Below are 25,275 nucleotides of genomic sequence, written 5' to 3'. Positions count from 1 at the left end.
GCATGAGCAAAATTGATGCAACAAAGCCCACGACCAGCCACCAGGTTAAGGGCAACGGCGTATTGTCCGGCTTCGTTCAAAACATCGGCTACGAGGTCATGCCCTTCAAGGGAACCGCCGAAAAGGTTCTCGCGGACGTTCCCACCTCCGTGCCCCTCACTGTCACGGCGACAGGAGGCAAAGGCATTGATGTGACGCTTAACCTGGTGAAGCGCCTCGCCAAAGAAGGGTACTCCGTTGCCCCGCACCTTCCGGCACGCCTTTTCCGTGACGATGCGGAATTGGCAGATGTCGTGGGGCAGCTCAAAGACGTGGACATCCGCCGCGTTTTCATCGTTGGCGGCGATGCCCCCACACCCGCAGGCAAATTCCAGGACGCTTACTCGCTTCTGCAGTCCCTGGACGAAATGGGGCACCATTTCGAGGAAGTCGGCATCGGCGGGTACCCCGAAGGCCACGCTCTCATCAGCGACAACGCCCTTCACACGGCAATGAACCTAAAGGCCCCACACGCCACCCGCATCCTTACACAGATCTGCTTCAACGCGGAAACTACGACCACGTGGGCCGAAGGGCTCAAGCGGCAGGGAATTAACCTGCCGATCTTTATCGGTATGCCCGGACCGGTCAGCCGACAAAAACTGATGCGGATTTCAGCAGGACTCGGCCTTGGCCAGTCGGCCAGTTTCCTGAAGAAACAGCAGAACATGTTCTGGCGCTTCTTCATGCCGGGAGGATACCGGCCCGACCGTCTGATCAAGGGCTTGACCTCTACAGTTCCCCAGTTTGACACCAACATCCAGGGCTTCCACATCTTCACATTCAACGATCTGGCCGAAACCGAAATTTGGCGCCGTCAGCTCGTTCAAACCGCAATCGAACAGGAGGGGCGATGAGCACGATCACCGCTGATAAGCAGACACCGCTGCCTTCGCCAGCGCAGTTCTCCATCAGGGACAGCCAGTTGGACAACATTGGGCGGCTCATCGTCCAGGGCACCGACCGCAAAGGCATCGTCTCAAGGATTTCGACCCTGCTCTCCCAAATCGGGGCAAATATCATTTCGCTGGACCAGTTCTCCACTGATGCCAACGGAGGCCAGTTCTTCCAGCGCATTGTCTTCAGCCTTGAGGATCTCCCGGCTCGGCTCGACGAACTACAAACTTCCCTGGATAAGGAAGTAGCCGGACTGGGTCTGACGTGGCGTCTCGAGGAGGCCAAGCGGAAGAAGCGCGTCGCGATCTTTGTGTCCAAATCGGACCATTGCCTTCTTGATCTGCTGTGGCGCCACCGCCGCGGCGACCTTCCAGTGGACATTGTGATGGTTGTTTCGAACCATGCCGATCTTGCCCAGGATGTCCGGCCTTTCGGCATACCGTACTTCCACGTACCGGTGAGCGGAGACAAGAAGGAAGCTGAAAAGCGGCATCTGGAACTCCTGCAGGACAACGTAGACCTGGTCATCCTGGCCCGATACATGCAGATCATCTCAGGCGCATTCCTCGATGAAGTCGGTGTGCCAGTCATCAACATCCATCACTCCTTCCTCCCGGCCTTCATCGGGGCCGGCCCCTACCAGAAGGCCAAAGACCGGGGTGTAAAAGTGATCGGCGCGACCGCCCACTACGTCACCAAAGATCTGGATGAAGGCCCGATCATCGACCAGGACGTCGTTGCGGTCACGCACCGGGATTCAGCCGCTGATCTGATGCGCCGCGGCGCCGACGTTGAACGTCGGGTTTTGAGCAGGGCGGTACTCGCGCACTGCGAGGACCGGGTCCTGCGGCATGGCAACACGACGGTCGTCTTCTAGAGGACACGAGCGGGCAGCAAACACGTACGCCGCCCTACAGCAAAGGAGGAAGACAAATTCATGAACGCAGAAATCATGGACGGCACCGCCGTAGCGGCTGCAACACTCGACCGGATACGGGAAGACGTTGAAGCCTTCACAACAGAGTTTGGCCGCCGGCCGGTCCTTGCGACGGTTCTGGTAGGCGACGACCCGGCATCCCACACATACGTAAGAATGAAAGCCAACAGGTGCAAGTCCGTAGGGATGGAATCCCGAAGGATCGAAATTGCGGCAACGGCGACAACGGAAGAAGTCGTGGCAACAATTTCCGAGCTCTCGATGGACCCGGACGTCGATGGAATCTTGCTGCAGCACCCGGTCCCGGAGCACATTGACGAGCGGGCGGCTTTCGAGGCGATTCACCCGGCCAAGGATGTGGACGGAGTTACGAGAACATCTTTCGCCGCAATGGCGTTTGGCGAACCCACATTCCATTCGGCCACTCCAGGCGGCATCATGGCGCTCTTAGATGCCTACGACATCGAACTGACAGGCAAGCACGCGGTTGTCATCGGGCGCAGCCCCATTCTGGGTAAACCTGTGGGCATGCTGCTCCTGCAACGTGACGCGACGGTTACTTACTGCCATTCACGGACTAAAAACCTGGCGGAGATTGTCAATACTGCGGACATCGTCGTGGCAGCAGTCGGACGCGCTGAACTTATCCGGGGGGATTGGATCAAACCAGGTGCCGTGGTCATCGATGCCGGCTACAACGTCGGCAACGTCGGCGATGTCGAATATGAAGCAGCCAGCGGCGTAGCCAGCTTCATCACCCCCGTTCCAGGCGGGGTGGGGCCGATGACAATTGCCACGCTGATCCAGCAGACGGCAACTGCAGCCCGTGCACGACAAGACGCCGCCACAGGTGGACGCGAGCTAGTGCCCGAAGCCGAACTTCGATGAAACAGCTGTCGGCTGGCAAGGTGCCAGCCGACAGCAGGGCCAAGCCTGGACGTTTATGGCTTTTATCGCCGAGTCCGGCTTGCCCCGCATCAGGTGAATGGAGCTTCTCCTTCCACCACCTCGCGAAAATACTTGAGAACGGAGTGCTAATGTCAGCGCCAACAACACCGAAAGTGCCGGGGACCTACATCTTTGATGTAGCCGACAGTACCCGCGGATATGCATTGAATCGTCTATTCGGATCATTTAAGGATCCGAGAAACCGCGAAATGTTCAGTGCCGACGAGGCCGCCTACTGCGAGGCCTACAAACTAAATCCCGAGCAGAAAGAAGCGATCCTCCAGCGCGACTGGAACCGCATGCTTGACTTGGGCGGATCGATCTTTTACGTGTTCAAGCTCGCAGTCATGGACAAGAAATCCATGCAGGACTTGGGCGGAATTTTTACCGGCATGTCCACGGAAGAGTTCGTGGCTGCCCTGAGTGCAGGAGGACGTCATTTTGGCTGAAGTAATCTGGGGTCTTGCGACCTCCCACGTCCCGTCCATCGGCGCAGCAATGGACAACAAGAAGACGGAGGACGCCTACTGGAAGCCTCTCTTCGACGGCTACGCGCCGGCCCGGGCGTGGATGACCGACCACACTCCTGATGTGGCAATCATCGTTTACAACGACCACGCGAATGCCATCGACTTGGCAATGACGCCCACGTTCGCCATCGGAACGGCAGACAAGTACACCGTGGCCGACGAAGGATGGGGACCGCGCCAAGTTCCCGTCGTCAAGGGTGCTCCGGAGCTTTCGCGGCACCTGCTGGGGAGCCTGATCGATGACGGTTTCGACATGACCGTCTGCCAGGAGCTGGAAGTGGACCACGGTCTGACGGTTCCTCTCTCCGTCTACTGCCCGGATCCCGGCGAAGAGTGGCCCTGCGCTGTCGTCCCGCTGCTGGTCAATGTCATCCAGTATCCCCAGCCCACGGCTGCGCGCTGCCTGGCGCTTGGCGAAGCCCTCGGGAGGGCGATCCGGTCCTTCCCTGAAGACATCAAGGTTGCGGTCTTCGGAACAGGGGGAATGTCTCATCAGCTGGCCGGTGCTCGTGCAGGGCTCATCAACGAGACTTTCGACCGCATGTTCCTCAAGGCCATCGAAACTGACCCCGAGTCCTTGGCCGCCCTGTCCCGCGAGGACTACGTCCGCGAGGCAGGTTCTGAGGGCATCGAAATGATCATGTGGCTCATCATGCGAGGGGCGCTCGGATCGGACATCAGCAGGGTCCATGAGACCTATCACGTTCCCGCATCGAACACGGCGGCGGCCTTAGCTTTGTTCGAAAATTTGTCCACCAAAACATCCGCATGACCCAATAATTCGGGGCTGGCAGTGAGGTTGCCCTGCCAGCCCAGACTTCATTTCCAGGGGAAAGAAAGAAAGGAACTTCGGCGTGGTTCACCTCGAACAGGAGGGCGTTCCGGAAGACGAAAACGCGGAGAACTGGATACCTCCGCACCCGAAGAGGCTCGCCGGCACAGTGGCAATAGTCACGGGTGCCGCAGGCGGTCTGGGCCAGGCCATCGCAGTCCGATTGGCCGATGAGGGCAGCACGGTGGCAGTCCTGGATATTAAGGAACCCATCTGGGAAGCGGGAAGTCCACCGCGCACAACAGCATGGCGCTGCGATGTTTCGCAGCCCGATGACGTCCGACGCGTCGTTGAGGACGTTGCTGAGTCACAGGGCGGCATAGACATTCTGGTCAATGCCGCTGGCCTCCTCAGCGGACGGTCCAGTCTTCTTGAAGCCACGCCCGAGGAGCTGCATCGCTTTTTTGGAGTGAACGCTGTGGGGGCGCTGTCCATGGTCCAAGCTTGTTATCCCTACCTGAAAAAGAGCCGGCACCGGGGCCGGGTCATCAACGTAGCCTCAAGGACCTTTTTCACCGGAGCACCCGGGCAGCTTGCCTACGTAGCCAGCAAGGGTGCACTGCTGGGGATGACCAGGGTAATGGCGCGGGAGCTGGGACCTGACCGAATATGTGTGAATGCGGCGATCCCATCCCAAGTCGCAACACCAGGTACGCGGGAGCATTCCAACAATGAGATGTTTGCCGGCACCATGTCCCAGCAGGCCATCCAGGAATTTGTCACGCCTGCAGACTTCGCCGGGCTCGTCGCTTACTTGGCATCTCCCGACGCCACAATGGTGACTGGACAGAGTTTTGTGTGTGACGGCGGCGGATTGCTGCACTAGATACACAACACCTTCAGGGAGAGCCCTAAATGAATACTAGGATCTGTTGAAGCAGCCACCGCTGTTAGCAAGTTACCGAGGGCATGTTGAAGGGAGCTGCACAGAATATGCACCCTCTCCCTGGATTAAGCATGGGTAATCCGGATGCGGCTGCCTGGAATCTGGCTCCCATCGGTCTCGCGGTAGTTACTGATGGCAAAGTAACGAGGATCAACGTGGCAGGGGCGTCTATGCTCGATTTGCCACTGACTCAGATCCTTGGCATGGAGAGCCCGTTCGAGACCGCCGAGGCGGCCTCCCTAGAGACGGGCACTGAACGACTGGTTACCTTCGTGGCGGGCTCGGATAGCTTTCGCGACATCGCCTATCGCGCGCGTCCGTGCCAACGGGGCTTCACAGTGGCCTTCCGTGACGTCACCTTGGATAACCAAAAGGAGCGGTGGGCTGCTGCTGTGGCCAACACCGCTGCAAGAGTGGCCTCAGAGCATTCCCTCGTGGCAACGCTTCATGCCATGGCGACCGAAGTCTTGAGGGCAAACGGCCTCGCCGGAGTCCAAATCCTTGCCAGGGCCGACCCTTCCGGACCATTGCAGGTCATGGGATCCGCCGGGTTCGACACGCCCCGAAACTTTTTCTCCCTGCTGATGGAGTGCCAGAAACGCGGCGCCGACTTACGCATGCTCAAGGCCCTGGAAGGCCGAGAACCCGTGGTCGAACACCACCGCTATCAGGCGGTGATGTCCGATCCGGCGTGGCGTCCACTCCATGACAGCCTCCGCCACCCAGTTTGGGATGCTTTCGCATCCGTTCCAATATTTGTCCGGGACAAGCCCGTAGGCATTCTCAACGTCTTTTTCGCTCCGGGCCAGGGAATTGATCAAGGAACCATACGGTTCCTTTCAACAATGGCAGAACAGGCTGCACTCGCCATCGATTATGCCGAGCTGCTCGAACGCGAACGGTACGTTGTGCGGCGCTCGGAAAGGCAGCGTCTGGCCCGCGACCTACACGACTCTGTCGTCCAAAAAGTATTCTCACTCAACATGCAGACCCAGGTGCTCAAGGTCCTCGCAGACCGTGGAAAGGAACTGAGTCCGAAATCCGTCAAAGCAGTTACGGATGAAATGGAAGACATTACGCAGTCCGTCCTGGCAGACCTACGTGGGCTGATCAGCGAACTGCAGCCCTCTCCGTTGGCCAAAAAGGGACTCGGTCCTGCACTCGAAAACCTGATCGACAGCACCCAAAGACGCACTGGAATCGAATTCCAGACTGTCCTCAGGGACTTGCCTGACAACTTGGATGAAGGCCTCGCTGAGGACGTCTACTACATAACTGCCGAGGCCATACACAATGCCGTCAAGCACTCCCGCGCAAGCCTGATCAAAACCCATGTCGGTCTCACCCGAACTTCCGACGAATTGGAGGTTGTGGTCCATGACAACGGCACAGGGCTGTCCGAGACAAACATGCAGCACTCCACCGGCCACGGCCTGGCCTCGATGCGGGAAAGAGCCACCATATGGGGTGGAACCCTTGCATTTGAGCGGGACGCCACGGTGCCTGGAACCATTGTGCACGCCCGTGTTCCAATGCCGAGCAGTAATTTTGATGAGGTGAAGTAGTGGCACAACAAAATCCGGCCCTTGAAGTCCTCATTGTGGACGACCACGCGGTGGTTCGCCGTGGAATCAAAGCCTACTTTGAAGTCCTGGACGACATTGAGGCAGTAGACGAGGCAACGGACGGGCAGGAGGCCCTGGAAAAGCTCTCAGCAATGGCCGCCTACGGTGAGCTACCAGACGTCGTCCTCATGGACCTCATGATGCCGCGTTTGGACGGGGTCTCCGCCACAGCCGAAATCACGAGACTCTACCCCTCGGTAAAGGTAGTCATTCTCACCAGCTTTGGAGAAACAGAGCGCCTGCACGCTGCGCTCGACAATGGGGCTTCCGGCTATCTACTGAAGGATGCCGGCCCCACCGAAGTGGCAGGCGCAATCCGCGCAGCATCACGCGACGAAGTTTTTATTGACAGCGCAGTTGCCAAGCAGCTGGCACGCTCCATTTCCTCCCCCCCAACGGGCATCGCTTTGCTCACCCGCCGTGAGCGGGACGTCCTGAAACTAGTCGCCGAAGGTCGCTCGAATCAGGAGATCGCGCGGGAATTAAGTATCAGCGAACGCACCGCACGAACGCACGTCAGCAACCTACTGGGGAAACTCAACCTTAGGTCGCGCACCCAGGCTGCCCTTGTAGCTGTGCGGGCGGGCCTGCTGCCGCCTGCCGGGTAGTCATCCCTGCGGGCGTTGCGCCTTTGCCCCAAGCAACCGTCAGTACCCGACACCTGGGCATTCTTGGATGAGAATACGCGTGCGTTCGCATAAGTGCGCTCAAAAGTGTTGACAATCATGTTCGCAGACCGATAGGTTTGGGTGCACTCCAGGAGTACCCCATGAGCACCATCTTGCTGCAACGAGGCACTCAGGTCGCGGGCCCCCGCGTGCTTCTGGAGAAGGCATATATCCTCCGACCTCAAGGAAGTCCTCTATGGGCATTCAGGAACCCCTGCTTGCAGAAGTCGTAAAGAACGATGCGCCAACGGCCAAAGAACGCCGAAAGGTGTTGGCGGCCAGCTTTATTGGCACTGCCATCGAGTGGTATGACTTCTTTCTTTATGGCGCGGCTGCAGCTTTGATCTTCGGCCCCCAATTTTTCCCGACCACCGATCCTCTGACCGGCACACTCGCCGCATTCGCAACATTTGCGATCGGTTTCGTCGCCCGGCCCATTGGCGGTGTGATTATGGGGCACTTCGGGGACAAGGTGGGCAGGAAGTCCATGCTTCTGATATCCATGTTCCTGATGGGCGGTGCAACGGTAGCAATCGGAGCGCTTCCAAACTACGCAACGATCGGCGTCTGGGCGCCTATTCTTCTCGTGACGCTCCGCTTCCTTCAGGGCCTTGGTGTAGGCGGCGAATGGGGTGGCGCTGTGCTGATGGCAGTCGAATACGCGCCCCGGAAAAAGCGGGCACTGTACGGCTCGTTTCCTCAGATGGGTCTGCCCGCGGGGATCATTCTGTCTAACCTGGTATTCATTGCCGTAACGACTGTCTTTGCCAGGGATGTGTTCCAGAGTTGGGGTTGGCGTGTCCCATTCCTGATGAGCGGTGCCCTGATCATCGTTGCCCTGTACCTCCGTCTGCGAATTCAGGAATCCCCGGCATTCAAGCAGGTGAAGCACTCCGGCGAAGCGGAACGCAATCCGCTCAAGACGGTCCTGACGCGGCACGGGATGACCGTCATGCTGGCCGGTGCCGTATCCATTGCCTCGCCAGCCATCGGCTATATCTATTCGGTGTACATGCTCTCCTACGGCACCGGCGTTCTTGGCCTTCCTCAGTCCACCATGTTGTGGCTCATCGTGCTCGGGGCTGTTGTGCACCTGGTTACGGTCTACCTTGGTGCCTCGCTGTCCGACCGCTTTGGACAGAAGCGCCTCTTTACTCTTGGCGCGGCTCTTGTGACTTTGTGGGCGTTCCCTTTCTTTGCCTTGGTCAACACGGCGAACCCTGCCCTCATCCTCCTTGCGTTTGCCGTGATGCTCCTGGCTCAATCCTTTATGGCCGGACCGCAGGCAGCCATGATCGCCGAACTCTTCCCCTCGACGGTCCGGTACAGCGGAGCCTCCATCGCCTACCAAATCGGTTCCATCCTCGGCGGGGGATTCGCACCCCTGATCGCGACAAGTCTTTACGCCACGTATAAGTCAAGCAACCCCATCGCCCTGTACCTGCTGATCCTTGGCGCCCTGAGCCTGGGATCGATCCTCTTGCTCAAGGTCGGCCGCTACAACGCCTCTTACGAGGCCCTGCAGCCGACGGACAGCATTGCGGCCAAAGGAACAGGCAGAAGTAAAACAAAAGAAGAAAACAGGAGGTCATGATGACCGATTCAATTGGAACCAGGCGCCGCACCCAGAAGGAGATCTACGTTCTCGTCCATGGCGCCTGGCACGGTGCATGGTGTTGGAGGCCAGTAGAGACCCTGCTTCAGGAGCTTGGAGCGCAGGTCTTCACCCCAACGCTGACTGGTCTTGGCGACCGAACCCACTTGCTCAATGAAGAGACGGGCCTCTCGACGCACATTGCAGATGTCAAGGCGGCAATTGAGTCTGAAGACCTGCACGACGTAGTGCTGGTCGGTCACAGCTATGCAGGCATGGTGGTAACGGGGGTCGCCGCCCAAATCCCCGAGCGAATCAAACGTCTCGTTATCGTGGATGGATTCCTTCCCGAGGCCGGCGAAGTGGCCATTAACCTCCTGCCAGAGCGGGCGGCATCCCACTATCTCGAATCAGCCCGCAAAAACTTTGGGCTCGTCATCGATCCCCGTCCAGTCGCCAACCTTGGTGTGACGGATCAGCAAATCATCGATGAACTCACGCCCCGCCTTACTCCCCAGCCCGCAAAGACGTACATGGAGCCAATAAAGCAGGGGCTGGAGGCACTCCCCTTTCCTGGCGAATACCTACTGTGCTCGGGCTGGTCCACGCCGTTTTCCCCGTTTGCCCTCCGTGCCACTGCGGCGGGGTGGAAAGTGACCGAGCTTAATGCAGATCACGAAATCCTGGTCACGAATGCCGAATTGCTCGTCCGGCACCTCGCGATACCCGACGCCGCCACTTCGGCTGCTTAATAGGAGGCGTCATGGAATTCTTGGTTAGACAGGAAAACAACATGCCTGCAATGGCACCCGATGAAGCCTCGCGCATCAAGGCCGCCGAGAGGGAGTATGCCCAGCAACTCAGGGACCGCGGCGTGCTGCGGCGTCTATGGAGGGTCCCAGGAACTCGCACTGCAATTGGCTGGTATGAGGCTGAGGACACGACTGCCCTTCACGAGGCGCTGGCTGCCCTGCCGACCTTCCAGTGGCAGAACATAAGCGTCGAAGCACTGGCCACGCACCCCCAGGAGCAGCTGCTGGTGTCTGCCCGTAAGCCGGAGCAGGGGGCATTGTCTACCTGATTCAGTGGCCAACAGCCAGCTGGTGCTAACAAGGTGCGACCACGCAGTTCTTACCCCAGGCTCTTGGGGGGACTGTGTGGTCGTGCCTTTTATGGGCTAGCGCCAAGATCGGGAGCCGCGCGGGTGGCGCGGCGACCTCGCTCGATTCCGCTACAATAATGTCAACAATAGGGTCGCGCAATGAAACAACAGGAGACCGATATGTCACGGAGCAGCTCCACAGATATTCAACCTGTGGTTGCGGGGCTGAGGGAGGCAATCTCCAGGGGCGAACTAGTCGCAAACCAGCGGCTCATCGAACAGGACATTTGCGATGAGTACGAGGCCAGCCGCGGCACAGTACGAGCCGCGCTGGCGGAATTAGCCACTGAAGGCCTGGTCGAAAGAATCCAGAACCGGGGAGCGCGCGTTCGCTCGGTTTCCATTGCTGAAGCCATCGAGATCCTGGAGGTCCGTTCGGTGCTGGAAGCCCTGTGCGCGGGCAAAGCTGCCCACCTCGCAGCAGAAGAGGACCGGCTGGCGCTGAAGGGCCTCGGGCAGGAGATGATTAAGACGATTGACGCGGGCGACCTTTATCGCTACTCCGAGTTGAATAATCAACTTCACCAAATGGTGCTCGACATCAGCAAGCAGAAGACCGCTGCATCAGTAATCCATCGTCTCAAGACACAGATGGTCCGCCACCAGTTCCGTCTCACGATGCGGTCGGGGGGCCCGACGACGTCCCTGGCCGAACATCTGGCCATCATCGACGCTATTTGCTCAGGTGAATCTGAAACTGCCCACCAGACCATGAGGGAGCACCTTGACAGCGTGACCGACACCTTACGCGGCCTCGCTGCGGCACCTGCCTCCTAGCCGAAGACTTAGTGCGGCCACAAGCCGACGGCACCTGCGGGTGCCGCCGGCTTCTGTTTATGAAGGCTGCCAGTACTCGGGCAGGACCCGATCCTCAATTTCAGCACGCTGGCGTGCTTCTGCGTCGCGTTTGGCTTCGGCTGCCTCAGCTACGGCGACCGCCTCTTCCCACGGAACGACGACGACCCCGTCGTCGTCACCGATCACCACATCGCCGGGCCGGATCACAACTGAACCGATAGCAACAGGTTCCCCCACACGGAAAGGACCATTGCGGTAAGGTCCGGCAGGCGTGGTCGATCTAGCGAATACCGGGAAGCCCAACTCCTGAAGATCGCGCACGTCCCGGACTGCTGCGTCCAGAACGAACCCTGCACATCCTTGCGCAGCCGCCCGCCCGGCGATGAGCTCCCCGATCAGTGCCCGATGTGTAGCCCCTTGGCCATTAACCACCAGAACATCGCCGACCGACAACTGCGGTAGGGCTTCATGAATGCCAAGATTGTCGCCGCCAGCCACGTACACCGTAAAAGCGCGACCTGCCATACGCGCCCCCGGGCCATACTGAGTGAATGGTGCCGTCCACAACATTGAGCCGATCCATGGCATCGCCAATGTTCGGCGTCGGGAGCTCGCCAAGGCGGCGAACGATATCCGCCCCGTTCACAGCGACCCTACAACGTTGGGGACCAGGCGCATGAAGGCCTCAGCCTGACGAATCCGCTTGTCACCAGTGACTTTCCTGGCATGGTTGCCTCGGTGCCCGGCACGCTCGGCGTAGTAGCTCTGCAAATACTGCTGAGCTTTCATTTCAGCCATTGCCTTGCGCTTCAGTTCGAAAACGTCCGTTATATCGACGAAGACACTTGGGACGAATCCGCAGAGTTCGGGCTGGTGTGGCTCGAAAACCAGGAATTCCGAGGGCGGAGCTGTCGCAAACCCGCTATCGACCCCTGCACCCGAGGTCAAGAGCCGCGCAGTTTGGACCATGGTGTGCGCAACGGGATGGTCCGGGTTGAACGGATCCTTCTCAGGATGAGTCAAAACCACCGTGGGTTTGTATTCCCGCATGAGGTCTGCGAGACGTTTGACATCTTCATGCACCGAAAGCAGGGGATAATCCCCCAAGTCGAACGCCTCGAAACTCGCCCCCAGTTGCCCGGCCGCCAGGGATGCTTCCTCATGACGGATTTTTTTGACGTTTTCCTCAGTCTGGTTGGGCTCCTTCCAGAGCTCACCCGACTCACCCCGCTCACCGTAGGAAAGGGCCACGACCTTCGCGTCTCCGCCATCTTTGACGAAGCGCGCAATCGCCCCGGCGCTGCGCCAGACGAAATCGGCACTGTGTGCCCCAACGACCAAGAGCTTTTTCTGAACCATAGGTTTTCCTCACGACGGTAAACAATCCCCGCAAGCAGGCCGCGGAATCCGCTGGCCGGACGGGCCGTAGATCTCATGGTAGCGCCCTACTGCCAAAATAAGCCACAAAGTTGTTGACAATAGGGACAACAACCCGATAGTTTGAGGCATCAAGACTTCAGGCCTCCTGAAAGTCGACGAGCCGAGGACACCTGCACTGCAGCAGCGGCGGAGAGAGAGCCGGCTGGCACTCTGCCTCAGCAGGGCGAGCGTCTGACCGACCCGCGAGCGTCGAAGCCCACGTAGCGCTGGGGAACCTCCCAGGCACCGAACACCCAAAGGAGAGAGTTCATGACAGCACAGAACCTTCAGCAGATCCTGGACAGCACGAATCCCGTGGACCTGATGCGCAACTCGCAGGTCGGCGCCTACGTCTACCCCGTAGTGGCATCCGAATTTTCCAACTGGCAAAGCGAAGTTCGCGCTTGGCGCGACACCGCCGTCTTGTTTGACCAGTCGCACCACATGGACAACCTGACCATCAAGGGTCCCGACGCCGAGAAGCTGATTTCGTACACGGCCATCAACTCGATGGCCAACTTCGAAGTGAACCGGGCAAAGCAGTACGTGCCTGTCACTCCCGCCGGCTTCGTTATCGGAGACGGCATCCTGTTCCGTGAAGCGGAAGATGAATTTGTTTACGTGGGCCGCGCCCCCGCAGCCAACTGGCTGCTTTTCCAGGCTGAAACGGGCGGCTACGACGTGGAAGTAGACATCGACCGCCGCTCCCCTTCCCGGCCCATGGGCAAGGCTGTCTCACGGAAGTACTGGCGCTTCCAGATCCAGGGACCCAATGCCTGGAAGGTCATCGAAAAAGTCAACGGTGGCCCGGTGGAGCAGCTAAAGTTCTTCACCATGTCCACCATGAATGTCGGCACCGAGACGGTCCGGACGCTACGGCACGGCATGGCCGGAGCGCCGGGACTGGAAATCTGGGGACCCTACGAGTCCTACGAACGCATCCGGGAGACCATCCTTAAGGCCGGCGAAGAGTTCGGGCTCAAGGCTGCCGGTGCCCGCGCCTACTCGTGCAACACCCTCGAGTCCGGCTGGATCCCCTCGCCGCTGCCCGCCATTTACAGCGGCGAAGAGCTGCGTCCTTACCGGGAATGGCTTGGCGCAGACAGCTACGAAGCCAACTGTGCAATCGCCGGCAGTTTCGTCTCGGAAAATGTTGAGGACTACTACAGCACTCCGTGGGCGCTTGGATATGGCTCATTCATCAAGTACGACCACGACTTCATCGGCCGTGAGGCCCTGGAAAAGATGGATCCCGCCAACCAGCGCCGCAAGGCAACTTTGGCCTGGGATGACGAGGACATGGCACGGCTTCACGCCTCCATGTACGACCGGGAACAGCCGAGCTACAAGTTCTTTGACTTCCCCAACGCCAACTACGGATCTGCCAACTTCGATTCGATCATCGACGAATCCGGTAAGGTCGTCGGCTTGTCCATGTTTACCGGATACAGCGCGAACGAGAAGAGGGCGCTGTCCCTGGCAGTTGTGGACCCCGATATTGAGGTCGGCCAGAAGCTCCGCGTCGTTTGGGGCGAGCCGGATGGCGGAAGCGGCAAGGCATCTGTCGAACCGCACCGGCAGACAGAGGTTGGAGTCGAAGTGGCCCCAACCCCGTACGCCTCGGAGGTGCGCGTAAGCTACCAGGCCGGCTGGCGCAACCTCGCTAACGCATAACCGTCTAACCGCTGTATCGGAATGGCATTAGTAGGGGCCCCACCTTCGGTGGGGCCCCTACTTCCAATACAGCGAAGAAAGCACCAAGAGGAGAAACCCTTGTTCGCACAAAAACCGCAGCCACAGGACATCGACGAAAGTGCCCTCGAGGTGCATCCCCCAAAAAGATCCGCGGCCGGTGTCAAGGCTGTCACCGTAGCCCTCGAACGGGGACTCACTCAGTCCGGCTTGGCACGCACCGCCCGGTCGATGCTCCGCGTCAACCAGCACAACGGCTTCGACTGTCCGGGCTGCGCGTGGCCGGAATCCATCACCGGCAGGCGCAAACCCGCGGAATTCTGCGAAAACGGCGCAAAAGCCATCGCTGAGGAGAGCACGCTCCGGACCGTCACACCAAAATTCTGGGCCGAGAACCCGGTCTCGGAACTGGAGGGAAAAAGCGAGTTCTGGCTCGGCAGCCGTGGCCGGATTTCGGAACCGGTCGTCCTTCATCCTGGGGACACACACTATTCACCGATCAGCTGGCCAGACGCGTTCGCGCTTATCAGTGAACACATCAACACCACCACCCCGGACCGGTGCGTGTTCTACACTTCTGGGCGGACGGCTAACGAAACTGCATTCATGTATCAGCTTTTCGCACGCAGCCTCGGAACCAACAATCTTCCCGACTGTTCCAACATGTGCCACGAGTCTTCAGGCTTTGCCCTCAACCCAACGATCGGCGTCGGCAAGGGCACGGTCTCACTCGAAGACCTTCACCACGCACAGCTCATTCTCGTCATCGGCCAGAACCCGGGAACCAACCATCCGCGCATGCTCTCAGCACTCGTGGAATGCAAGAAGAACGGCGGCAAGGTTGTCGCCGTCAACCCCCTGCCCGAGGCCGGGCTAATCAACTTTAAGGATCCGCACACCGTCGAAGGGGTCCTCGGCAACGGCGTCTCAATCGCCGACGAATTCCTCCAGATCAAGGTCGGTGGCGATCTCGCGCTCCTCCAGGCGCTGGGTCACCTGCTCCTCGAAGCCGAGAAGCTCGAACCGGGAAGTGTTGCAGACCACGCTTTTGTGGACTCCCAGACTGAAGGCTTCGATGCCTACAGGCAAGCCCGCGGGGCCATTGACTGGCCAGCCACAATCGAGGCGACCGGCCTTAGCCGCTCCGAGATCGAGACGGTCGCGGAATTACTGGTTGCGTCGAAGGCAACCATAGTGTGCTGGGCACTCGGGCTGACCCAGCAACCACATTCCGTCAACACACTAAAAGAGATAATTAACCTGCTGCTCCTGCAGGGGAACTTCGGCAAACCCGGCGCCGGGGCATGCCCGGTGCGGGGGCACTCGAACGTCCAAGGCGACCGGACAATGGGCATTTGGGAGAAGCCGACTGAAAAATTCATCGCTGCACTTGAGGAGGAATTCGGCTTTCCGATGCCGCGGGAGCACGGCTTTGAGTCAGTTGAGACGCAGCACGCACTTGAGGCCGGGGACGTGGACGTATTCGTCTCCATGGGTGGAAACTTTCTATCCGCAGCATCCGACACGGCCGCCACTGAGGCCGGGCTCAAGCGCACCGGGCTAACAGTGCACATCTCGACCAAACCCAATCGGTCCCACGTGGCACACGGCCACACATCCCTCATCCTCCCCACGCTGGGCAGGACCGACGTGGACGACAAGCACCCGGGCGGCCGACAGTTCGTCTCGATCGAAGACTCCATGTCTGTCGTGCATTCCTCACAGGGCCGGCTCCGTCCTGTCTCGGAACACCTCCTGGCAGAGCCGGTAATCGTTGCCCGGATGGCCCAGGCGGTCTTTGGCGACAGCCACCCCGTGGACTGGAAGGCAATGGCAAACGACTATGACGTCATCCGGGACCACATCTCCCGTGTCATCCCCGGATTCGACGATTTCAATCTACGCGTGAGGAAGAAGAACGGTTTCGTCCTGCCCATCCCCCCACGCGACACTAGGACCTTCGCGACTGAGATCGGCAAAGCCCGGTTCACGGTCAGCCCATTCGAGTACCTCAAGGCGCCGGTCGGCCACCTGATCCTTCAGACCCTGCGCAGCCACGATCAGTACAACACCACTATTTACGGCCTCGACGACCGATACCGCGGCATCTCTAACGCCCGTCGAGTAGTCCTGGTGAACCCTGAGGACCTCGAAGCCCTCGGGTTCTCCGACCGCGAACTCGTGGATGTCGTCTCTACGTTCGACGGCTCTGAACGCCGAGCCGAAGGCTTCCGCGTTGTTGCCTATCCAACCGCGAAGGGGTGCGCCGCGGCATATTATCCTGAAGCCAACGTCTTGGTACACAAGGATCTCGTTGCTCGCGAATCCAATACGCCCGGCTACAAGGCCGTCACAATACGCTTAGAAAAGAGCTGAATCGCTCCCGTTTCTATCGGAATCCAACACATGAACTCATAAGTTCGGTCCAGTGAACTCCGCGGACATTGTCATGCCAATCCGGCTGCGGGTAGGAACTGCCCTCCGGCGATACTCGGGTTCACAAGATCCGGTCTCGGACGGCGATCGACCGGGCCAGGATAGGCCCATCAGTTTCACTGGTCGGCTCCGGGACAAAGGAACCGCCAAGCCGACCACGCGTGTCGAGCAGGGTAAGTACCCGTTCGTGTTGCCTGACCCAGTCAGAGCCCTCACGCTAATTTACAAAAGCACTGTAGCCCGTTATGGCTCGACCCACTATCAACGTATTTATCTCCCTTGATCCTTCATAGGAATAGAGCGATTCAGCATCGGTAAAGAATCGGGCAACGCCGGCATCGAGTGTGATGCCATTTCCCCCCACAACCTCACGCGCCAGCGCAACCGTCTCTCTCATTCGGTCGCAAATCCACGTCTTGGCCATGGCTGAATCTTCGTCCCGTTCGATGCCGGACTCGCGGAGTTGAGCCAGGCGCACTGCCATGCCTAACGAGGCCGTCACGTTCCCCAGCATACGGACAAGTTTTTCCTGGGTGAGCTGAAAACTTGCGAGCGGCCGTCCAAACTGTTGCCGCTCCAAGACGTATTCGAGGGCGGCTTCATAAGCGCCCGCCTGCAGCCCTGCAGCATTCCACGCAACATCGGGACGAAGCGACCGCAATATCGCGTTGACATCAGAAAACGAGTTGATGTTCTGGAGCCGGTACGACTCATCCACCTCGACGTCCGTGATGAGGATGTCCGAGTTATTCACCATGCGCAAGGAGATTTTCCGTTCGATCTTCTCCAGCTGCATTCCCGGGGCATCAGACCTTGCCATGAAGGCCTTGACCTCTCCGTCGGCAACGTCGCGAGCCATGATGATTATGTACTCGGAAAAGGCAGCATTGCCGATCCATCGCTTTGTTCCGTTGAGGACCCACTTGTTGCCGACACGCCGAGCTGTCGTGCTGAGTCCACGGGCAACGTCCGACCCGTGCTCGGGTTCGGTTAGCGCAAAGGCCCCCGTCATCTCAAAAGACGTTATTAGGGGGTCCCATTCGGCCGCTTGTTCCCGGCTACCGCCTTCGCGGACCAACGTTCGAAACATTCCGACCTGCCCGTTGTAGAGGATGCCTACGGATGAGTCTGTCCTTGCTAGTTCGAAATTCCGGAAGCCGACGAAGAGGTGCCGGGGTTCGGCCCCATCACCACAGAGTTCCGGCGGGGACGCGAGGTTGAGCTCAGCCATGGGCCGCCTGAGCTGAATGGGTGTTTCGGCCCTCTCCCAGTAGTCGTTCAGCAGCGGACGGGCTTCTTGATCGAGAAACGTCCGAAGGCGGCCCAGCAATGCCAGCTCCTTCTCAGTCAGCAGACTTTCGTAGCTGTACAGGTCCGACCGGGAGTAGAGAGCAGTTGCCCTTACTGGATCAATGGATTGTGAAGCCTTCAGTCTCGTCACTTTGCAAAGCCCAACAATTTCACTGCGTTGTCTTTGAGGATCTTGGGACGGACATGTTCTTTGATTTCCAGCTTGTCGAAATCGGCCAACCAACGGTCCGGGGTTATTGCGGGGAAGTCGGAACCAAAAAGGACTTTGTCCTGAAGGATGGAATTGGCGTTCCTAATCAAGTTGGGAGAGAAGTACTTCGGTGACCATCCTGAGAGGTCGATCCACACGTTGGCCTTATGCGTTGCTATGGAGATGGCCTCGTCCTGCCACGGGACCGACGGGTGGGCCATGATTATCTTCAACTCAGGGAAATCGGCGGCCAAGTCATCGAGCAGCATGGGGTTAGACAAACGCAATTTGATACCGAACCCGCCAGGCAGCCCAGCACCGATCCCGGTTTGGCCTGTATGGAAGATGACTGGCAACCCCAGCCCCTGCAGGACTTCAAACAGCGGATAAAACGCAGTGTCACTGGGGTCGAAATTCTGCACGCTGGGATGAAACTTGAAGCCTCGGACGCCGAAATCCCCTGCGAGCTTCCGGGCTTGCTCGACCGCCGCCGGACCCTTCAGCGGGTCCACGCTGCCGAACGGTATTAGTACGTCGTTGTTTCGTGCCGCACCCAAGGCAATCTCTTCGCTGCTGTTGGGCCGCGTCTTCATGGCTGTAGATGAGTCGACCGTGAACACCACCGCTGCCATTGATCGCTCACGGTAGTATTCGGCGATTTCATCCAGGCCGGGGCTTGAGTCCCGTCCCCCGAAGTAGGCGTCCGCAGCGTCTAGTAAGACCTGGGGAAGCGCGGAGTGGCCATGATCATCGGCCTCGATGTGGACATGGGTGTCGACCGCTTTCAGGGCGGCGAAATTGATTTTTGATTCGTATGTCATGTGGTGGCGTTCTTTCGTTAGCGGCCCACAGCCAGGACCTGCGGATGAGATCTGTAGCGTGATAGTGAAGGGTCAGGTACGACTTGGGTACTGTCCGACTTCTGACTATCGGGCCTGGTCGGGGGAGCCCGTTTTCTCGTTGGCCGAAGCAACAACCTTCAGTGCGGACATGTCCAGCTTTCCGCTTGGGCTTCGCTCCAGGGAGTCCTTTATGAGTATCCGCTTGGGCTTTTTGAAGCCGGCGAGCTGGGCACCGACATAACTGGCCAACTCTTGTTCGGTGACTTGGGAACCTGCGTTCACGGCCACGATGGCAGTCAACGCTTCTCCCCACTTCTTATCCGGCATGCCGAAGGCAACGGCGTCAATGACGGCCTCGTGACTCATCAGAGTTTCCTCTACTTCAGCGGGGAAAATTTTCTCCCCACCGCTGTTCACCACAGAGCTTCCGCGCCCCAGCAGCTCTATGTAATGGTCCACTTTGACTTCAACGAAATCGCCAGGCATGACGTGACGAACACCGTTCAGTACCGGGTAGGTTTGCCGGGTCTTTTCCTCATCCTTGAAGTACCCCTTGGGCAAAGTTCCCTTGTAGGCTAAGACACCGATTTGGCCCGGACGGTCCTGAACTTCTTCCATGGAGTCGCTGAGCACCACGGCGCCCTCGGCCAGGCGTAGCCGTGCCGGCAGATCCTCACCACTTGTACTGATCCCGATCGCATACGGACCACCCTCCGTGGAGGCCAGAATGTCGGCAATCGTAATGTCTCCTAGGGCGTGAAGCTGCCTTTTACTCTCATCACTGAATCGCATGCCAGAGCTTATTACCGTGCGCAGACTGGGCAAATGGGTCTCACCTGTTGCATGCAACGCTTCTATCAGCGGCTGCGCGACGGCATCTCCGGCCAGAATCAGGCGCGTAACCGCTTCGGAGACGATCACATTGGCCGCATCGGAAGGATCGAAGCTCGGTGAGGGAAGTATGACCAGCGTTCCGCCCAAGACGAAGGTATTCATCGCGTTGAAGAGGGCCGTCGCGTGCATGAAGGGGGCTAACGGAAGCGTTACCGTGTCGGGCAATGCCGGATCCGTCGCCACAGACACGACTTCTTCCAAGGTTGAGGGCCTCTTCAGACCCAATGCCCCATAGATGGAGAACATTTGAATATCCAGTAGATCGCCCACAGACCAGACCACAGCCTTTGGTCGTCCTGTGGTTCCGCCCGTATATATCAGCAGCTCATCATCGTTGCTGAGGTTCCTGGCGGAAAGCTCGGCGAATGACTCGAATTCACGGAAGTCGACTACGCCTTCCCGTGGTTTGGGTTCTGGAAGGTCATTTACCTGGAGAAGGGTTGCCGGCAGGCGTGAGTCGGACCGCATGTTCATTACGGTGTCGGCCATGGACGACGTGAAGATCAGTGCGGACGCTTCGCAGTTTTCCAAGAGGGGCAGAACTTCGCGTTCGCGGTACCTAAAATTGATTGTCACTGGTACTGCGCCAATCTTGAAAGCTGCATAAAGCGCGATCAAATACTCAGCCCTGTTGTGCATGTAGATGGCGATTTTGCTGCCGCGGTGCAGGCCATGCTCGACAAACAGTGATGCGAGCTTCGCGGCATCGCGATCAAATTCGCCGTAGCTAATTCTCACCTCACCGGCGACTATGGCGGTTTTCTCAGGAAGTTTCTCAGCGACGCATCGCCAGATCTCGGCGTAGTTGCCACGCATCTTGGCGTCCTTTCTTTACTTACTGATGGGCTGGATTGTGGCACCGGATGGCTGTTCCAGAGGCTGGAATTGTTCAGCCCATGCTGCAGAGATTGAGCTTGGGGTCCAGCCCCCGTCACGGTATTGGGCGGCGCGTTCTGCCGGATGCGAATACAACGTGATTTTGTCGCCACCGATTCCGATTGCCTGGCCGGTGACATTTGCAGCATCATCGGAGGCAAGCCACACCACGAGCGGCGCAACGTCCTCCGGTCCTCCCAAGGCGTGGTCTCGGCGGATGTCTCTGGGAAGTGGCTCGCCTGCTTCGAAAGACTTGTAAAGTTCTGCGTATGCCGGAATGGTGGCAGTCATAGCGGTCATCGCTGTGGGGATCACAACGTTGGCAGTGATATTAGCTCTCGCTAGTTCCAGCGACCAGGTACGGGCCATGGCGACAATCCCTGCCTTTGCGGCCGCATAATTGGTCTGGCCGAAGCTGCCGAACTGACCCGCCGGCGAGCCTATTAGAATTATTCGACCGCCCTCGCCTTGCTCTCGCATGGCACTTGCGGCTGCCCGTCCACAGGTGAACGCACCGCGGAGGTGGGTGTTTATGACGGCATCGAAGTCCGCATCGGACATTTTCCACAGAACTTTATCCCTAAGCACCCCTGCGTTCGCGACCATGATGTCCACGCGGCCGAATGCTTCTTGGGCAGCTCTTATCAATGCCTCGGCGGACTCCGTCGATCCAACCGGCGCTACGACGGCAATGGAGCGCCCGCCCGTCGCAATGATTCTCCTTACCACCTCGTCAGCGGCGTCGGAGTCCACATCGTTGACGACCACGGCCGCATTAGCGGCTGCGAGGGCCAAGGCGTAAGCCCGACCGAGGCCGCGCCCGCTGCCCGTCACGATGGCCACCTTGCCAGTAAGATCAGTCGCGCTCATTTGTAATACCTCAAGACCAGTTGTGCCACGCAGGCAGGTTTAGGGGATGTAGAAACTTCAAAAACGACATCGACTTGTATCTGGTAGCCACCCTCTATAGGGGAAACGGCGCCAATGGATCCGTTAACGCGGACACTGGATCCCACCGGCACGGGGGCCGGAAAGCGTAACCTGTCTAGCCCGTAGTTGACGCCAGTCCCCATGTCCACAACTTCGAAAATCTCGGCCATGAGAGGCACAACAAGGCCCAGGGTGAGGTAGCCGTGGGCGATCGTCGTTCCGAACGGGCCCTTAGCCGCTACATCGGGATCCGTGTGAATCGGATTATTGTCACCTGACAGGTCTGCGTATCGCTGGACTTCCTGCTGTGTTATCTCCCGCCAGCTGGAAGGGCCAAAAGTCCTTCCAACGAGCGTCGGTAGTTCATCGACAGTGGTTTGCAGCTTCTCGACGACTGATGGCGTCATGAATATCTCCTTCTCGCTTCTGAGCACGTCGTGGGCCGCCTTAATGACTGAACTTCCCTTTTCGATCGCTCTTCGATCTTCAGGCTACCTGTTTAAAAAGTCAAGAATATTTATCAGGTTGCCTGAAGACTTTTAGGCGCATGGTCAGGTATATTGGTCGTGGCAACCAAGGTAGACGGCCGAAGCGGGTTGATCTCAGAACGGAGTGGCAGTGGAATCGGCGAGTGGCAGCTTTCTCTATCTCATAAAGCAAATTGAACTTGGGCTCAGACCTCACCTCGAGGAAGCCGTCTCACTTGAAGGCATGACTTCAGGCCAGTACACGGCACTGACAGTGCTCGAAAGACGCCCAGGGTTGACCTCCTCCGAACTTGCGAGACGCTCGTTTGTCAGGGCACAGACCATGGCCGAAACGATTCAGAACCTGACAGAGTCTGGCCTGATAAAAAGGGAGCATGACCCGGAAAACCGGCGCCAGTATCTTCTGTTTCTGACGCCGGAAGGCAAACGCGTCATTGACGCCCTCCGAGAACCAGTGGCTGCCGTGGAGACTCGACTCCTGAAATATTTGGATTCCAATCAAAAGAAAGCGTTTGCCCGCTACCTAAGGGCCTGCAGGGACGCGCTCGGCGAAGTATCCCTCCGGGAATAGCCGCAGTAGCACGAAACAATGCCAGACAGCAAAGAAACGCATTGACGGGTGGACGTGCAGCCCGCGCGGTGAACGGCGCCGCTCGCTAGCTGAGTCAGCCTCTACTACTCGTCAGACAGCAACGGCTACTGAGTGCCGTTCTACCTCCCCAGCCCCGGCGACATTGAAGTCGGTCATCGGGCCTTAACTACCCCGAAAGAGGTCAACGTGGACCTACGCCAACGAATCGATAAAGCTCCCATGACTCGGTTCCAGTACGCCGTGATTGGGATTTGCTTCCTGCTCAACGCTGTCGACGGCTTTGACGTCATGGCGACGGCCTTTACGGCCAACGGTCTGGCAAAGGAATGGACTCTAACTCCGGCGGCATTGGGCTTCCTGCTCAGCGCCGGGCTCTTCGGCATGACGATCGGATCGCTGGTCCTTGCACCGTTGGCTGATTCACTGGGCAGCCGCCGAGTCATTCTCCTGAGCATTACCCTGGCGACAGCCGGCATGCTGTTATCGGCCATTGCGCAGTCCGCGGGCCAGCTGGGAGTACTCCGCCTTGTCACAGGTGTGGGTGTGGGCGGCATCCTGGCATGCACAAACGTGCTAGCAAGCGAGTACTCCTCACTCCGTCGCCGTGGACTGGCTGTGAGTATTTATGCGCTCGGTTACCCGATTGGCGCGACACTCGGAGGATTCGCCGCTATCGGACTTCAATCCGGGTTTGGCTGGCGTGCGGTCTTCCTTTGCGGCGGCATTTTGTCGCTTTTGGCGATGGCTGGTACCGCCCTCCTTTTGCCGGAATCAGCTGAATTCCTGAACGAGCGTCAACCTCGGAATGCTTTGCAAAAGATCAACTCCATTGCCAGGAAGATGGGACATCCGCCGGTTGAAGCGCTTACTCCGAGAAGGGCAGTCCAGCTCCGGAGAGGCCTGAAGAGCAGTAGAGTAGCCCGGCTCCTTTCCGCCGAGTACCGCAAACGGACGATATTGCTGTGGATTACATACTTCTGCGTTCTGGGGGGGTACTACTTCGTGGCAAGTTGGACGCCAAGACTGCTCGTCACGGCCGGCATGAGCGAAAGTCAGGGCATGACCGGGGGTGTTCTGCTCACGGGCGGCGGAGTGGTGGGAACGATCGCCTTGGGACTGCTAACCGCGAGGTTCTCTGTCCGGAAGGTTCTTATCGTGTATCTCGGAGCGTCGGCCGTTTTCGTCACTGTATTCAGCCAATCGATGGGAATGCTCACCCTCGCTCTTTCGGTGGCAGCAGCCATCGGATTCGCTACGGTCGCTTGCATGGCTGGGCTCTACGCCATGACGCCACCACTCTTCGAACCGAGCATTCGAGTAACCGCAATTGGATTCGCCAGTGGAATGGGCCGCCTGGGTGGCATCGTTGCTCCGATTCTGACCGGCTTCCTGCTCCAAGCCTCTTGGACCCCCGGCCAGCTCTACCTCGCCGTGGGTGGTCTCTTCGCTGTAGGGGCAGTGTCCATGATCTTCTTGAAAGTTCAACCGCCAAGCAGGGACGAGTCCGTTCTCACCATAGCCAAGGAACGAGTCACCACATGAGCAATCAACGGTCGTGGTTTCCACCATGGCATTGCACGGTGACCCATTTTGTGCGGGTCAAAACACCGACCACGGGTCCAGACAGTGACATGAGTCCGGCTCGGGAGCACGCATGCCAGATGACCATGGCCAACGTGAAAAGCCTGAGCTAGCGAAACGCTTCTGCATTTCTCGGCGCGTCCATACAAAGGGATATGGACAGGACTGTTTCACGCGGGGTCCGGAAACCGGCCTGCCGGTGCATGTTTCGGTTCTACCGGTGTGGGGTCCTGGTGTCCTGCTTTGTCGCAGTTGGAGAAGGCGCCTTGGGGGTCTAGGAAGACGCGCATTTGGTGGTTGGTGTGATCGCGCTACTGACGCTGATTCCTGTGGCACCGTCGAGTCGCGAATGTTCCCAGGCCCGCTGCAGAGCCTCTACGCGGCAGACTGCCTCGGGTGGGACTACGATTCCACGCACCATTTGGCACTCCTGTTATCGATGTCCCGTACACAGGTGGGCAGCAGCTTACGTGCAGGAACCCTTCGTCCGGGCCGAACATCAGCTGGCGTTGCTGCCGGCTCAGCGCAGGGCTCCGTGCTGGCGGCCTGTGTCGTTGCCGGTTCGGCGAACAGCGTGATTTCTCTCGCCTGTTGTCTGTCTCCTACGTGGTGAACGGCTTGCTGTACAGGAAAAATTGACCGGCGCTGACAGCTTTTCTGCTTTCCGACAAGATCGGATGGTCACCGGAGCAGTATGGAGGGCGGACGGCGGAAGTCATGGCAGGCCGCAACTACAACACCACTGACCGCAGCAGTACCCCGGGGCCTGCCAGGATCCGGGTCCTGCGGCAGTCAGACGCACAGTCACTTTTCACATCAAACCGCATGAATCAGGTTTCGGCACATGGCGCAGCACAGTAGCCTCGAGAGCGTCACCCTGAGGTACACCCCAACCTGACGTAGGAGCGCCTGGCCAGGGAGGATTAGCCTATCCGTGGAGTTCAGCTCCTGTTCTCAGACCCCTGCCGTCCTGCAAGAGTGGACATCGCGAGTCCCAGCCCAACCGATGTCCAGCAAGCCTCGATTCTTCGGACTATTTCGATGATTCTCGGGCTACTGCGCCGCCGGTTCCTGCCCCTCCGACTGTCAGGGTGGGATCTGAGAACAT

Annotated in this window: 23 protein-coding genes; 16 read left to right on the top strand and 7 right to left on the bottom strand. The window is 58.7% G+C overall.

All coding sequences use genetic code 11. The annotated features are described in order from the left end of the window. Positions 1 to 2: 2 nt before the first annotated feature. The 12 genes from ACFVYC_RS09970 to ACFVYC_RS09915 all read left to right on the top strand — a co-directional run bounded on the left by ACFVYC_RS09970 (position 3) and on the right by ACFVYC_RS09915 (position 10,895). Positions 3 to 896 carry a methylenetetrahydrofolate reductase gene (locus ACFVYC_RS09970; RefSeq protein WP_387549438.1) on the top strand — a complete coding sequence of 298 codons (894 nt, stop codon included), beginning with the start codon at positions 3 to 5 and terminating at the stop codon, positions 894 to 896. Further along, the gene (gene purU, locus ACFVYC_RS09965) at positions 893 to 1,813 is read left to right on the top strand and encodes a formyltetrahydrofolate deformylase (protein WP_387549437.1); all 921 of its coding nucleotides are present in this window, start codon (positions 893 to 895) and stop codon (positions 1,811 to 1,813) included. The genes ACFVYC_RS09970 and purU overlap by 4 nt, the downstream gene beginning before the upstream one ends. Before the next feature lie 60 nt (positions 1,814 to 1,873). After that, positions 1,874 to 2,761: a bifunctional 5,10-methylenetetrahydrofolate dehydrogenase/5,10-methenyltetrahydrofolate cyclohydrolase gene (locus tag ACFVYC_RS09960; RefSeq protein ID WP_387549435.1), complete on the top strand. Its 888-nt coding sequence runs from the start codon at positions 1,874 to 1,876 to the stop codon at positions 2,759 to 2,761. Positions 2,762 to 2,910: 149 nt separating this feature from the next. Continuing rightward, entirely contained in the window at positions 2,911 to 3,270 is a 360-nt protein-coding gene (locus tag ACFVYC_RS09955; RefSeq protein ID WP_387549433.1) for a protocatechuate 3,4-dioxygenase, read from the top strand. Beyond that, a complete protein-coding gene (locus tag ACFVYC_RS09950) occupies positions 3,263 to 4,123 on the top strand; it encodes a class III extradiol dioxygenase subunit beta (RefSeq protein WP_387549431.1) in 861 nt (286 codons plus the stop codon). The genes ACFVYC_RS09955 and ACFVYC_RS09950 overlap by 8 nt, the downstream gene beginning before the upstream one ends. An 82-nt stretch (positions 4,124 to 4,205) precedes the next feature. After that, positions 4,206 to 5,009, top strand: a complete 804-nt coding sequence (locus tag ACFVYC_RS09945) for an SDR family NAD(P)-dependent oxidoreductase (RefSeq protein ID WP_387549429.1) — start codon at positions 4,206 to 4,208, stop codon at positions 5,007 to 5,009. A 131-nt stretch (positions 5,010 to 5,140) separates the two neighbouring features. Then, positions 5,141 to 6,634 carry a histidine kinase gene (locus ACFVYC_RS09940; protein WP_387549427.1) on the top strand — a complete coding sequence of 498 codons (1,494 nt, stop codon included), beginning with the start codon at positions 5,141 to 5,143 and terminating at the stop codon, positions 6,632 to 6,634. Further along, entirely contained in the window at positions 6,634 to 7,302 is a 669-nt protein-coding gene (locus ACFVYC_RS09935; protein WP_387549425.1) for a response regulator, read from the top strand. Before ACFVYC_RS09940 ends, ACFVYC_RS09935 begins: the two co-directional genes overlap by 1 nt. A gap of 256 nt (positions 7,303 to 7,558) precedes the next feature. Then, entirely contained in the window at positions 7,559 to 8,956 is a 1,398-nt protein-coding gene (locus ACFVYC_RS09930) for an MFS transporter (RefSeq protein WP_387549423.1), read from the top strand. Further along, complete coding sequence (locus ACFVYC_RS09925) at positions 8,956 to 9,708, top strand: alpha/beta fold hydrolase (RefSeq protein WP_387549422.1); 753 nt, start codon at positions 8,956 to 8,958, stop codon at positions 9,706 to 9,708. Before ACFVYC_RS09930 ends, ACFVYC_RS09925 begins: the two co-directional genes overlap by 1 nt. A gap of 11 nt (positions 9,709 to 9,719) precedes the next feature. Beyond that, complete coding sequence (locus tag ACFVYC_RS09920; RefSeq protein ID WP_387549420.1) at positions 9,720 to 10,037, top strand: muconolactone Delta-isomerase; 318 nt, start codon at positions 9,720 to 9,722, stop codon at positions 10,035 to 10,037. Positions 10,038 to 10,217: 180 nt separating this feature from the next. Next, complete coding sequence (locus ACFVYC_RS09915) at positions 10,218 to 10,895, top strand: GntR family transcriptional regulator (protein ID WP_387549419.1); 678 nt, start codon at positions 10,218 to 10,220, stop codon at positions 10,893 to 10,895. A 57-nt stretch (positions 10,896 to 10,952) separates the two neighbouring features. Here the strand turns inward: ACFVYC_RS09915 and ACFVYC_RS09910 are convergent, their stop codons facing one another. Further along, positions 10,953 to 11,441: a methyltransferase gene (locus ACFVYC_RS09910; protein WP_387549417.1), complete on the bottom strand. Its 489-nt coding sequence runs from the start codon at positions 11,439 to 11,441 to the stop codon at positions 10,953 to 10,955. Between the two features lie 117 nt (positions 11,442 to 11,558). After that, a complete protein-coding gene (locus ACFVYC_RS09905) occupies positions 11,559 to 12,275 on the bottom strand; it encodes a PIG-L deacetylase family protein (RefSeq protein WP_387549415.1) in 717 nt (238 codons plus the stop codon). A gap of 330 nt (positions 12,276 to 12,605) precedes the next feature. On the opposite strand from ACFVYC_RS09905, the gene ACFVYC_RS09900 reads away from it, so the two are divergent. Further along, positions 12,606 to 14,009, top strand: a complete 1,404-nt coding sequence (locus ACFVYC_RS09900; RefSeq protein WP_387549413.1) for an aminomethyl transferase family protein — start codon at positions 12,606 to 12,608, stop codon at positions 14,007 to 14,009. Positions 14,010 to 14,108: 99 nt separating this feature from the next. Beyond that, positions 14,109 to 16,403: an FdhF/YdeP family oxidoreductase gene (locus ACFVYC_RS09895; protein WP_387549458.1), complete on the top strand. Its 2,295-nt coding sequence runs from the start codon at positions 14,109 to 14,111 to the stop codon at positions 16,401 to 16,403. A gap of 277 nt (positions 16,404 to 16,680) precedes the next feature. On the opposite strand, the gene ACFVYC_RS09890 is transcribed toward ACFVYC_RS09895, so the two are convergent. The 5 genes from ACFVYC_RS09890 to ACFVYC_RS09870 form a co-directional block, all read right to left on the bottom strand. After that, positions 16,681 to 17,904 (bottom strand): acyl-CoA dehydrogenase family protein, encoded by a 1,224-nt coding sequence (locus tag ACFVYC_RS09890; protein WP_387549411.1) that lies wholly within the window; start codon positions 17,902 to 17,904, stop codon positions 16,681 to 16,683. After that, positions 17,901 to 18,785 carry an amidohydrolase family protein gene (locus ACFVYC_RS09885; RefSeq protein WP_387549409.1) on the bottom strand — a complete coding sequence of 295 codons (885 nt, stop codon included), beginning with the start codon at positions 18,783 to 18,785 and terminating at the stop codon, positions 17,901 to 17,903. Before ACFVYC_RS09885 ends, ACFVYC_RS09890 begins: the two co-directional genes overlap by 4 nt. A gap of 105 nt (positions 18,786 to 18,890) precedes the next feature. Further along, positions 18,891 to 20,516 carry an AMP-binding protein gene (locus ACFVYC_RS09880; RefSeq protein WP_387549407.1) on the bottom strand — a complete coding sequence of 542 codons (1,626 nt, stop codon included), beginning with the start codon at positions 20,514 to 20,516 and terminating at the stop codon, positions 18,891 to 18,893. A gap of 15 nt (positions 20,517 to 20,531) precedes the next feature. Then, positions 20,532 to 21,446 (bottom strand): SDR family NAD(P)-dependent oxidoreductase, encoded by a 915-nt coding sequence (locus ACFVYC_RS09875; RefSeq protein WP_387549405.1) that lies wholly within the window; start codon positions 21,444 to 21,446, stop codon positions 20,532 to 20,534. Then, a complete protein-coding gene (locus ACFVYC_RS09870; protein ID WP_387549403.1) occupies positions 21,443 to 21,940 on the bottom strand; it encodes a MaoC family dehydratase in 498 nt (165 codons plus the stop codon). Before ACFVYC_RS09870 ends, ACFVYC_RS09875 begins: the two co-directional genes overlap by 4 nt. Positions 21,941 to 22,124: 184 nt before the next feature. Here ACFVYC_RS09870 and ACFVYC_RS09865 point away from each other — a divergent pair, with 184 nt between their 5' ends. Together ACFVYC_RS09865 and ACFVYC_RS09860 are read left to right on the top strand one after the other, a co-directional pair. Then, positions 22,125 to 22,565: a MarR family winged helix-turn-helix transcriptional regulator gene (locus ACFVYC_RS09865; RefSeq protein WP_387549401.1), complete on the top strand. Its 441-nt coding sequence runs from the start codon at positions 22,125 to 22,127 to the stop codon at positions 22,563 to 22,565. Positions 22,566 to 22,805: 240 nt separating this feature from the next. Further along, on the top strand, positions 22,806 to 24,128 hold the full coding sequence (locus ACFVYC_RS09860) for an MFS transporter (RefSeq protein ID WP_387549399.1): 1,323 nt from the start codon (positions 22,806 to 22,808) through the stop codon (positions 24,126 to 24,128). The last annotated feature ends 1,147 nt before the right edge of the window (positions 24,129 to 25,275 follow it).

Origin of the sequence: Pseudarthrobacter sp. NPDC058329, assembly GCF_042879835.1 — a bacterium.
Lineage (GTDB): Bacteria > Actinomycetota > Actinomycetes > Actinomycetales > Micrococcaceae > Arthrobacter.
Note: the sequence above shows the minus strand (reverse complement) of the source record. Positions and strands in the feature narration are given on the sequence as shown.